The sequence below is a fragment of the Pantoea sp. EABMAA-21 genome, from assembly GCF_030053335.1.
Lineage (GTDB): Bacteria > Pseudomonadota > Gammaproteobacteria > Enterobacterales > Enterobacteriaceae > Pantoea > Pantoea communis.
The window spans coordinates 1-9,587 of sequence record NZ_JASGBX010000033.1; the positions used below are offsets into that span (position 1 = coordinate 1).

The 9,587-nt window shown below is 52.1% G+C and carries 10 protein-coding genes, 1 tRNA gene and 1 rRNA gene; 10 read left to right on the forward strand and 2 right to left on the reverse strand.

From position 1 onward, the window contains the following. The 10 genes from QMZ65_RS24895 to QMZ65_RS24940 all read left to right on the forward strand — a co-directional run. Positions 1-84: hypothetical protein (locus QMZ65_RS24895; RefSeq protein ID WP_249221851.1), on the forward strand; the 84-nt coding region annotated here is incomplete at its 5' end. 70 nt (positions 85-154) lie between these two features. Next, positions 155-397 carry a YhdT family protein gene (locus QMZ65_RS24900; protein WP_034830168.1) on the forward strand — a complete coding sequence of 81 codons (243 nt, stop codon included), beginning with the start codon at positions 155-157 and terminating at the stop codon, positions 395-397. Continuing rightward, positions 387-1,832: a sodium/pantothenate symporter gene (gene panF, locus QMZ65_RS24905; protein ID WP_034830170.1), complete on the forward strand. Its 1,446-nt coding sequence runs from the start codon at positions 387-389 to the stop codon at positions 1,830-1,832. The genes QMZ65_RS24900 and panF overlap by 11 nt, the downstream gene beginning before the upstream one ends. 11 nt (positions 1,833-1,843) lie before the next feature. Next, complete coding sequence (prmA, locus tag QMZ65_RS24910; RefSeq protein ID WP_211729897.1) at positions 1,844-2,725, forward strand: 50S ribosomal protein L11 methyltransferase; 882 nt, start codon at positions 1,844-1,846, stop codon at positions 2,723-2,725. Between the two features lie 394 nt (positions 2,726-3,119). Continuing rightward, entirely contained in the window at positions 3,120-4,085 is a 966-nt protein-coding gene (dusB, locus tag QMZ65_RS24915; RefSeq protein ID WP_038644355.1) for a tRNA dihydrouridine synthase DusB, read from the forward strand. A 24-nt stretch (positions 4,086-4,109) separates the two neighbouring features. Beyond that, positions 4,110-4,406 carry a DNA-binding transcriptional regulator Fis gene (gene fis, locus QMZ65_RS24920; RefSeq protein ID WP_003855228.1) on the forward strand — a complete coding sequence of 99 codons (297 nt, stop codon included), beginning with the start codon at positions 4,110-4,112 and terminating at the stop codon, positions 4,404-4,406. A 540-nt stretch (positions 4,407-4,946) separates the two neighbouring features. Further along, positions 4,947-5,972, forward strand: coding sequence for an amino acid ABC transporter substrate-binding protein (locus tag QMZ65_RS24925; RefSeq protein ID WP_034830184.1), 1,026 nt, complete (start codon positions 4,947-4,949; stop codon positions 5,970-5,972). Between the two features lie 66 nt (positions 5,973-6,038). Beyond that, complete coding sequence (locus tag QMZ65_RS24930; protein ID WP_283216925.1) at positions 6,039-7,217, forward strand: amino acid ABC transporter permease; 1,179 nt, start codon at positions 6,039-6,041, stop codon at positions 7,215-7,217. Between the two features lie 15 nt (positions 7,218-7,232). After that, the gene (locus tag QMZ65_RS24935; protein ID WP_283216926.1) at positions 7,233-8,333 is read left to right on the forward strand and encodes an amino acid ABC transporter permease; all 1,101 of its coding nucleotides are present in this window, start codon (positions 7,233-7,235) and stop codon (positions 8,331-8,333) included. An 8-nt stretch (positions 8,334-8,341) separates the two neighbouring features. After that, the gene (locus QMZ65_RS24940; RefSeq protein ID WP_034830190.1) at positions 8,342-9,103 is read left to right on the forward strand and encodes an amino acid ABC transporter ATP-binding protein; all 762 of its coding nucleotides are present in this window, start codon (positions 8,342-8,344) and stop codon (positions 9,101-9,103) included. Between the two features lie 169 nt (positions 9,104-9,272). Here the strand turns inward: QMZ65_RS24940 and rrf are convergent. Then, positions 9,273-9,388: ribosomal RNA gene (gene rrf / locus QMZ65_RS24945) — 5S ribosomal RNA — on the reverse strand. Positions 9,389-9,424: 36 nt separating this feature from the next. Then, positions 9,425-9,500, reverse strand: a tRNA-Thr gene (locus QMZ65_RS24950). Positions 9,501-9,587 lie beyond the last annotated feature (87 nt).

Consider the following 9,587-nt stretch of genomic DNA (forward strand, 5'->3'; position numbering starts at 1 on the left):
AAAATCATGTCCGACGAACATTTCCAGCAGGGTGGCACCAACATCCACTATCTGGAGAAAAAACTCGGCCTGCACGAGAAGTAATCGCAGCGCAGAGCAAACAAAGGCCGGTTAATCCGGCCTTTTTCATTTTTGTTACCGTTGAGGTTGCATGATGGATTGGCGTTTTTTACAAGCGAACAAAGAGGCGCGCTGGGCATTTTATCTGACGCTGGCGTACCTCGCCGTCTGGGGCCTAAGTGCCTGGCTAGGCGGCAATGAGAGCGGCATCACCGGATTACCGCACTGGTTTGAGCTCTCCTGCATTTTCGCCCCGCTGCTATTTATCGTCCTTTGCTGGGTGATGGTTCGCCTGTTGTATCGCGACATGTCGCTTGAGGATCAAGATGGACAGTGAAATCATTCTGCCGCTATTAGCCTATCTGGTCTTGATCGCCGGTTTATCGGTGTTTGCGATGCGCAAACAGCGTCAGGGCAATTTCCTCACCGAATACTTCCTCGGCAGCCGTTCGATGGGTGGTTTTGTGCTGGCCATGACGATTACCTCCACCTACATCAGTGCCAGTTCGTTTATTGGCGGGCCGGGTGCTGCCTATAAATATGGTCTTGGCTGGGTATTGCTGGCGATGATTCAGGTGCCGGCGGTGTGGCTCTCGCTCGGTGTATTAGGAAAGAAATTCGCCATTCTCGCGCGCCGCTATAACGCTGTGACGCTGAATGACATGCTATATGGCCGCTACGGCAGCACACTGCTGATTTGGCTCTCCAGTATTAGCTTATTAGTGGCTTTTGTTGGCGCAATGACCGTACAGTTTATTGGTGGTGCACGCTTGCTGGAAACCGCTGCGGGTATTCCTTACGACACCGGCTTATTAATTTTTGGTGGCACCATCGCGCTGTATACCGCGTTTGGCGGCTTCCGTGCCAGCGTACTCAACGATGCAATGCAAGGCCTGGTAATGCTGGTCGGCACCTTCCTGCTGCTGTTTGCCATTATCCATCAGGCGGGTGGACTCGAAACGGCCGTGACGAAACTGCGCACCATCGATCCCCAACTCGTGTCGCCGGAAGGTGTTGGCAACGTCATTAATCCGACATTCCTGAGTTCTTTCGCCGTGCTGGTCTGCTTTGGCGTGATTGGTTTGCCGCATACTGCGGTGCGCTGTATCTCCTATAAAGACAGTAAAGCCATGCATCGCGGCATCATTCTGGGCACCATCGTCGTGGTGATTCTAATGCTCGGCATGCATCTGGCGGGGGCGTTAGGTCGTGCCATTCTGCCGGATCTCACTGTTCCGGATCGCGTGATCCCGACGCTGATGATCACCGTGTTGCCGCCAATGGCAGCCGGCGTGTTTCTCGCTGCACCGATGGCAGCAATCATGTCAACGATTAACGCGCAGCTGCTGCAATCCTCCGCTACGCTGATCAAGGATCTCTATTTGCGTATTGCGCCACAGCACAGCGAGAATGAATCGCGCCTGCGTATGCTATCCGGCACTATCACTTTCGTGCTGGGCATATTGCTGTTACTGGCGGCGTGGAATCCACCGGATATGATTATCTGGCTCAATCTGCTGGCCTTTGGCGGACTGGAAGCCGTGTTCCTCTGGCCGCTGGTATTGGGACTGTATTGGGAGCGCGCTAATTCGACAGGTGCTATCAGCGGCATGGTTGTCGGCGCGGCTTGCTATACCTTACTTGCCAGCCTGAAAATTGAACTATGGGGCTTTCACCCTATCGTTCCCTCATTGACCTTAAGCCTGCTGGCCTTCGTGGTGGGTAATTTGTTTGGCAGCACGCCTGAAGCGCGTCACGCCGCGGTGAAATAAAGAGAAACGCTATGCCTTGGATTCAAATCAAAATTAACAGTACCGGCGAAAATGCCGAGCCGCTGAGCGATGCGCTGATGGACGTGGGCGCCGTCTCGGTGACGTTTCAGGATACCCATGACAACCCGGTTTACGAACCGCTGCCGGGTGAAACACGCTTATGGGGCGATACGGATGTGATTGGTCTGTTCGACGCCGAAACCGAGATGGACGATGTGGTGGCCGAACTGCGTCAACATCCACTGCTGGGATCGCATTTCCATCACAAGATCGAGCAGATCGAGGATAAAGACTGGGAACGTGAATGGATGGATAACTTCCACCCGATGCGTTTTGGTGAACGTTTGTGGATCTGCCCGAGCTGGCGGGACGTGCCGGATCCGAATGCCGTCAACGTGATGCTGGATCCGGGCCTGGCGTTTGGTACCGGCACCCACCCGACCACTTCGCTCTGTCTCACCTGGCTTGATGGACTTGATCTGCAAGGCAAAACTGTGATCGATTTTGGCTGTGGATCCGGCATTCTCGCAATAGCCGCCCTTAAACTGGGCGCGTCGCAGGCTATCGGGATTGATATTGATCCGCAGGCTATTCAGGCCAGCCGTGACAATGCTGAGCGCAATGGCGTTTCTGATCGTCTGTCGCTCTATCTACCGCATCAACAGCCGGAAAACCTGCAAGCTGATGTGGTTGTCGCCAATATCCTCGCAGGCCCGCTACGTGAGCTGGCGCCGCTGATTAGCGTATTGCCAAAGGCGGGCGGACATCTGGGATTGTCGGGCGTATTAGCCAGCCAGGCTGAAGGGGTGTGCGAAGCCTATGTTGAGCGCTTCGTACTTGATCCGGTGGCTGAAAAAGAGGAGTGGTGCCGTATTACCGGCGTGCGCCGCTGAGTTTGATCACCGGCTGGCTTCGCTGGCCGGTTTGCTGTTTGGCCATCAGACAGTGAAAGCAACTCACCCTCTGCATATCAGCCGAAAATCTGCTACCTGAAAGCAATCAAATTAGTACATTTAATAATCATATCGCCGTCATTTCTCTGGCTAATTACCGGATGTGGCGGTTTTTATGTCGTGATTTTGGGCATGTTTTAAGAAAAACTTTTGCTCACAATTTCAGCATAATTTTTTAATGCACTGAATTATATAGATTATTAGTTGTAGCATTGCTGTTAAGGCCGAATTCCTCGCAGTTTAACGGTGAATTGTTCAAAGTTTGGCCTTTCATCTTCGTTAAAAAATGCGTAATATACGCCGCCTTGCGAACAGTTAGGGTCACTTCTTTTTCATGCGCATTGGACACCATCAGCTACGTAATCGACTCATCGCTGCACCTATGGCTGGCGTTACCGACAAGCCATTTCGCACCTTGTGTTACGAGAACGGCGCGGGTATGACTGTCTCCGAGATGCTGTCATCAAACCCAGAAGTTTGGGCCAGTGATAAATCCCGTTTGCGTATGGTGCATAGTGACGAGCCTGGAATCCGTGCCGTGCAAATTGCCGGTTGCGATCCTGATGAGATGGCTGCAGCCGCGCGCATTAATGTGGCGTCTGGCGCGCAGGTCATTGATATCAACATGGGCTGCCCGGCTAAGAAAGTGAATCGTAAGATGGCTGGCTCAGCACTGCTGCAGCATCCGTCACTGGTGGAGTCCATCCTCCGTGCGGTAGTGAATGCAGTTGATGTACCGGTTACGCTGAAGATTCGCACCGGCTGGGACAAAGAAAATCGTAATTGTGTAGAGATTGCCCAATTGGCTGAACGCTGTGGCATTCAGGCTCTCACCATTCATGGCCGCACGCGCGCCTGTTTGTTTGAGGGGCACGCTGAATACGACAGCATTCGGACAGTTAAGCAGAGCGTTTCCATTCCGATTATCGCGAATGGTGACATTACTGACCCGCACAAAGCCAGAGCGGTGCTCGACTATACCGGAGCCGATGCTCTGATGGTTGGACGCGCTGCTCAGGGAAGACCGTGGATCTTCCGGGAAATCCAGCATTATCTGGACACAGGGGAGCTGCTGGCACCGAAGCCGCTGGCTGAAGTGAAGCAAATGCTGATTGGACATATACGGGAACTGCACGACTTTTATGGTCAGCGCAAGGGATACCGTATTGCTCGTAAACACGTTTCCTGGTATTTGCAGGAAAGTGCTCCTGATGACCAGTTTCGGCGCACATTCAACGCCATAGAGGATGCCAGCGAACAGCTGGAGGCGTTGGAGGCATACTTCGAAAATCTTGCGTAAACGAAATAAAGAGCTGAAAGAACTATGTTCGAACAACGCGTAAATTCTGATGTACTGACCGTTTCTACCGTTAACTCACAGGATCAGGTGACGCAAAAGCCACTTCGTGATTCGGTAAAACAGGCACTGAAGAACTATTTTGCTCAACTGAATGGTCAGGATGTAAGTGATCTGTATGAGCTGGTATTGGCTGAAGTTGAGCAGCCTCTGTTGGACATGGTGATGCAGTACACCCGTGGCAACCAGACCCGTGCAGCTCTGATGATGGGTATCAACCGTGGTACCCTGCGTAAGAAGCTGAAAAAATACGGCATGAACTAATTGTTCTTTGCTGCGCTAACGCCAACCCTCGGGTTGGCGTTTTTGTTTGTGCCTCACCCATAGTTTCCCTGCGTTAGCAACGGATGAAACAATTGTCGCGGATATGGTAACGATAGTTGCAATTGCATCCGTGATATTTCGTCTCTCTTACCGCACGTCTTTTGCCCCTTTTTAACGCCTGCTTTGTGCGTCATAACGCCCGCCAGCCGCTTTCCCAGTGATCCTGCCCTGTTTCTACCGTAACCCTGCAAACGCATACATTTTATCCTGAGTGATGGCTCACACTGCTTCCACATAGTGAAACTATTTGCACTATTTGTGATCGCGTCGTCTCGTCATGCAGCCTTTTGGTGCGCGATAGTAGCCAAAATTTCTGGATGCGTCCTTTTATTAAAAGATCTTTCTAGTGAATTCAGGATTCTGCAAACCTGGCATTACCTTTGCAGAGTCGTGGATGGCTAACCGCCACAGACAGAAAAAAGCGCACATTAAAGTGCGTGCAAACATAACAACACACGATCTCGCCACACAGGATGCTTTATGAAAAAGATGATGCTTTCCACCCTGGTCGCTGCAGCCTCGCTGTTCGCCGTTACTCAACAAGCGCACGCAGGCACCACGCTGGATGCCATTAAAAAGAAAGGTTTCGTACAGTGCGGTATCAGCGATGGCCTGCCAGGCTTCTCCTACGCTGATGCCAGCGGCAAATTTACCGGAATCGACGTGGATGTTTGCCGCGCTGCTGCGGCTGCGGTATTTGGTGATGCAAGCAAGGTGAAATACACCCCGCTGACGGCTAAAGAGCGTTTCACTGCGCTCCAGTCTGGTGAAGTGGATATCTTGTCTCGTAATACCACCTGGACCTCTTCGCGCGATGGTGGCATGGGCTTCTTGTTCGCTGGTGTGAACTACTATGACGGCATCGGCTTCCTGACCCATAAGAAAGCGGGTCTGAAAAGCGCCAAAGAGTTGGATGGTGCCACCGTATGTATTCAGGCCGGTACCGATACCGAGCTGAACGTGGCTGACTACTTCAAAGCCAACAAAATGCAGTACACGCCAGTGACCTTCGACCGTTCTGATGAGTCAGCGAAAGCACTCGACAGTGGCCGCTGCGATACCCTCTCTTCCGACCAGTCTCAGCTGTATGCACTGCGTGTGAAACTCGGCAAACCAGATGATTTCATCGTGCTGCCAGAAGTGATCTCTAAAGAGCCGCTGGGTCCTGTGGTACGTCGTGGTGATGACGACTGGTTCACCATCGTTAAATGGTCTCTTTACGCCATGCTGAACGCAGAAGAGATGGGCGTGAGCTCTAAGAATGTTGATCAGATGGCGGCCAAACCCACTACCCCGGATATGGCTCACCTGTTGGGTGCAGAAGGTGACTTCGGTAAAGACCTGAAACTTGATAATAAATGGGCTTACAACATCATCAAACAAGTCGGTAACTATCAGGAAGTGTTCGATCGCAACGTGGGTAAAGACAGTGCACTGAAAATCGCGCGTGGCCAGAATGCACTCTGGAACCAGGGCGGCATTCAGTACGCTCCACCAGTACGCTAAGTCTGTTCTGCCAGTCGGGCACCGCACCCTGCGGTGCCCAAGCGTTTTCTTCACTGAGGTTTCAACATGTCACAACGCCCAACCGTAAAGAGGGATTTTTCGTTTGGTAATCCTACGGTTCGCGCCTGGCTTTACCAGATCATCGCGATTGTGGCCGTGCTTGCTGTGGTGGGATATCTGGTCCACAACACAGTAATCAACCTGGCCAACCGCGGCATCACTTCCGGTTTCGGATTTCTTGAGCGCAATGCCGGTTTCGGCATCGTCCAACACCTGATCGATTACACCGAAGGCGATACTTACGCGCGCGTGTTTATGGTGGGGTTGACCAATACCCTGCTGGTTTCCGCACTCTGCATTGTATTTGCCTCCATCCTGGGCTTCGCCGTGGGGCTCGCGCGTCTGTCTGGAAACTGGCTGCTGCGTAAACTCTCGACCATCTACATCGAGACGTTTCGTAATATCCCACCGCTGCTGCAGATCTTCTTCTGGTACTTTGCGGTGTTGCGCAACCTGCCAGGGCCACGTCAGGCACTCAATGCGTTTGATCTGGCGTTTGTCAGTAACCGCGGTTTGTATATTCCGTGGCCAGAGTATGCACCTGGCACCTGGCCATTCCTGATTGCGCTGGCACTGGCCATCCTCGGCAGCGTTGCGCTTTTCCGCTTCAACCGTAAGCATCAATTAAAAACCGGCCAGTTACGCCGCACGTGGCCAGCCGCTGCAGGTTTGATTGTGCTGTTACCCCTGATTGCACACACATTGTTTGGTGCCGCAACGCATTGGGATGTACCAGAACTGCGCGGATTCAACTTCCGCGGCGGCTTTGTGATGATCCCGGAGCTGGCGGCGTTAACGGTGGCGCTTTCTGTGTATACCTCATCGTTCATTGCGGAAGTGATTCGCTCCGGGATTCAGTCGGTGCCGCACGGTCAGAATGAAGCAGCCCGTTCGCTGGGTCTGCCAAATCCGGTCACGATGCGTCAAGTCATCATCCCGCAGGCAATGCGCGTGATCATTCCACCGTTAACCAGTCAGTATCTCAATATCGTGAAGAACTCATCACTGGCGGCGGCCATTGGCTATCCCGATATGGTGTCGTTGTTTGCCGGTACCGTGCTGAACCAAACTGGCCAGGCGATTGAAACTATTGCGATTACCATGGCGGTCTATCTGATCATCAGCCTGCTCATTTCACTGCTGATGAACCTCTACAACCGCAAAATTGCGCTAGTTGAGCGATAAGAGAACGGGATCATTATGTCTGTTACCACACACGAAACACCGCCCGTACCCAGCAATCCGCTAGGAAAAGCCTGGCTTTGGGCGCGCAAAAATCTGTTCTCCAGCTGGCTCAATACCCTGCTCACGCTGTTCAGTTTCTGGATCATCTGGAGTGTGATTCCTCCGGCGCTGGATTGGCTGATCTTCCAGGCTAACTGGATTGGTGAAACGCGCGCGGATTGCACCAAAGCCGGTGCATGTTGGGTATTTATCCACGCACGTTTTGGCCAATTCATGTATGGGCTTTATCCACATGAATTGCGCTGGCGCATTAATCTGGCGTTGGTGATTAGTCTACTGTCGATCGTTCCCATGTTCATTAAGTCTATGCCACGCCGTGGTCGCTACATTGCCTGCTGGGCGGTGATCTATCCGATCATTGTTTGGCTGCTGATGTATGGCGGGTATCTGGGGCTGGATCGCGTGGAAACCCGCCAGTGGGGCGGTCTGACGCTGACGCTGATTATTGCCTCAATTGGCATCGCTGGTGCGCTGCCGTTGGGGATTCTGCTGGCGCTGGCTCGTCGTTCAAAAATGCCCGTGGTTCGCACCCTGTCAGTGATTTTCATTGAGTTCTGGCGTGGTGTGCCACTGATTACCGTGCTGTTTATGTCATCGGTAATGCTGCCGCTGTTTATGGCAGAGGGCACGACTATCGACAAGCTGGTACGTGCGCTGGTCGGCGTGATTCTGTTCCAGTCCGCTTATGTTGCAGAAGTGGTGCGTGGCGGCTTGCAAGCACTGCCAAAAGGGCAGACTGAAGCGGCGGAATCACTGGCACTCGGCTACTGGAAAACGCAGATGCTGGTTATTCTGCCACAGGCACTTAAGCTGACCATCCCTGGTTTAGTGAATACCATCATCGCACTGTTTAAAGATACCAGCCTGGTGATCATCATCGGCCTATTCGATCTCTTCAGTAGCGTGCAGCAAGCCACCGTTGACCCCACCTGGCTGGGCATGTCGACTGAAGGCTACGTGTTTGCTGCCATGGTTTACTGGATTTTCTGTTTTAGCATGTCGCGCTATAGCCAGTATCTGGAGAAGCGCTTCCACACCGGGCGTAAATCGCACTGAGGTTTTACATGACACAAATTATGACTAATGCGGCTGACGCCATGATGATTACGCTCGAAAACGTGAATAAATGGTATGGTCAGTTCCATGTTCTTAAAGATATTAACTTGCTGGTGAAACCCCGCGAACGGATTGTTCTTTGTGGGCCCTCCGGTTCCGGAAAATCCACCACTATTCGTTGCATCAATCATTTAGAAGAACATCAACAAGGCCGTATCGTGGTAGATGGCATCCATCTTAACGATGATGTGCGCAATATTGAGCGTGTTCGTACCGAAGTCGGCATGGTATTTCAACATTTTAATTTGTTCCCGCATCTTACCGTGTTGCAAAACTGCACCCTGGCGCCGATTTGGGTGCGTAAGATGCCGAAGAAAGAAGCGGAAGAGTTAGCGATGCATTATCTGCAACGCGTGCGTATCGCGGAACATGCCCATAAGTTTCCAGGACAGTTGTCAGGAGGGCAGCAACAACGTGTGGCGATCGCGCGTTCACTGTGTATGAAACCGAAAATCATGCTGTTCGATGAACCGACTTCAGCGCTCGATCCAGAAATGGTAAAAGAGGTTCTCGATACAATGATTGGTCTGGCAGAAGATGGTATGACGATGTTATGCGTGACGCACGAGATGGGCTTTGCGCGTACTGTGGCGGACCGGGTGATCTTTATGGATCGCGGAGAGATTGTTGAGGAAGCGCCGCCGCAGGAGTTCTTCGCGAATCCGAAATCAGAACGTACACGCGCCTTCCTTTCTCAAGTTATTCATTGATATTCAATGAGCTACTTAAGCCTCTGCGCAATCTGGCAGAGGTTTTTTTATGACCTTGATATTATCTCGCATTAACTCATTCGACGTTTTTGACGAATCTTGAGCCTGGTTGCGAGTTTTAAACATACAAAAAAGCCCTGAACTTTCGTTCAGGGCTTCTGTGTTTGATGCCTGGCAGTTCCCTACTCTCGCATGGGGAGACCCCACACTACCATCGGCGCTACGGCGTTTCACTTCTGAGTTCGGCATGGGGTCAGGTGGGACCACCGCGCTAAAGCCGCCAGGCAAATTCTGTTATTTACCGAACTCACGCTTTAAAACTGGTGCTGATACCCAGAGTCGAACTGGGGACCTCACCCTTACCAAGGGTGCGCTCTACCAACTGAGCCATATCAGCACACTTTAATTTGATGCCTGGCAGTTCCCTACTCTCGCATGGGGAGGCCCCACACTACCATCGGCGCTACGGCGTTTCACTTCTGAG